Below are 1497 nucleotides of genomic sequence, written 5' to 3'. Positions count from 1 at the left end.
GGCTCTTCGTCGTTTCGTGTGGAACGGGCAACCGGCGTTCAGTGAGCGTACGCGCCTGAAGTACGCGGCATAGCCGCGGCGAACGGGGAGACCGGCAGATGCGTCAGCTTGCCCAGCCGCAGGTAGGCGATGGCGATGAAGTTCGCCGCGGTGCGAAAGCCGCGCGCAGCGCGCTTGGCCTGCTGCATGAGCCCGTTCATCGCTTCGACGAAGGCGTTTGATCGATGGTCGAGCATGCCGCGCACGACCGCGTCGAAGTGTTCCCTCAAGGTGGCGCCCAGCCGCTTGAACGACTCCAGGCGGCTGCGCCTGGCCCACGAGATCCATTGCCCGAGATCGGCCGCGGCCTTGCCTGCATCGTTGTGCGTTCTCGCCCTCGCATAAACCTCCCGCAGCGCCATCTTCAGCCGCCACGCCCGGGCGCTCTTGAGGTTCGCTCGCTGCAGCCAGTGCATGGCCTCGGCCTGCGTGGGGCTCCAGCCGGACGGGTTTCGCCGCATCGCCCACAGGATCGAACGGCGTTCGCGGGAACCGAGGTCGCCCAGCGCCTGCTGCACCTGCTGCGCCTCGCCCCGCCACTCGACCCGGCGCACCTCGTCCATCGCCTGGTTCGCCAGCGCCACGACGTGGTATCGGTCGTAGCTGATCTGCGCGTTCGGCAGCGACTTGCCGATGCCCAGTGCGAAGGCCGCGCTCATGTCGATGCAGGCATGGGCAATGGCCGTGCGGTCGCCACCGTGCGCCTCGAGATCGGCGGCGAAGGCCTCGACCGTCTCGTGGTCCTTCCCCGGCGTCGCAAACAGCAGCCGCTTGCCTTCGAGGTCGTGCACGACGCAGACGTAGTTGTGCCCCTTGCGCAGGCTGGTCTCGTCGATGCCCACCAGGCGCACCTTGCTCATGTCCTGCTTGGCCCGGGCCTGATCGACATAGTGCTCGATGCGCCGCCACAGCTGCTTGTCGCGCACGCGCAGCATCCTCGCCGCCTGCAGCACCGGCAAGCCCTGGCACAGCGACAACGCCAGCGCCTCGAACAGCATCGTGAAGCCGCTGCCTTCGCGCGCCCACGGCACCGTAGCCTGCGTCGTCTTGCCGCACGAGCCGCACTTCACCCGTGGTACATCCGCATGCAGCCAGGCCTCGAACTGGAAGAAGTCCAGGTGCCGCCACGACCGGCGCAGTCTGTCGTGAACCGGCTGCGCGGCGGTTCCGCACTGCGGGCACGCAAGCGTCCTGGCGTTGCAGCGAACTTCGAAGTCGATCCTGCGACGCTCGGTGTCGAGATCGACCTTCTCCACCTCCCACGGCGGCACCAGACCCAGCGCGCTGGTGAACAGCGCTTCAACTCCTACGCTCACGCTTCGACTCGCAATCTCCGGACTTCACCCCGGCCCCATGGACAAGTGGACAAGCCGCTGACGCGTCTTGCCCACTTGCCCACAGGGCTCGACTACTACCAGCGATTCTCAACCCTGGATCCACACAAAACGACGAGGGACC

The 1497-nt window shown here is 67.0% G+C and carries 1 protein-coding gene; it reads right to left on the bottom strand.

Annotated elements, in window-relative coordinates; genetic code table 11:
• Positions 1–38: 38 nt before the first annotated feature.
• A complete protein-coding gene (locus tag HLB44_RS36645) occupies positions 39–1355 on the bottom strand; it encodes an ISL3 family transposase (RefSeq protein WP_173135800.1) in 1317 nt (438 codons plus the stop codon).
• Positions 1356–1497: the final 142 nt, after the last annotated feature.

The sequence above is a fragment of the Pseudaquabacterium terrae genome (genome assembly GCF_013266755.1).
Classification (GTDB): Bacteria; Pseudomonadota; Gammaproteobacteria; order Burkholderiales; family Burkholderiaceae_C; genus Pseudaquabacterium; species Pseudaquabacterium terrae.
This window is presented reverse-complemented; position numbering and strand designations above follow the sequence as displayed.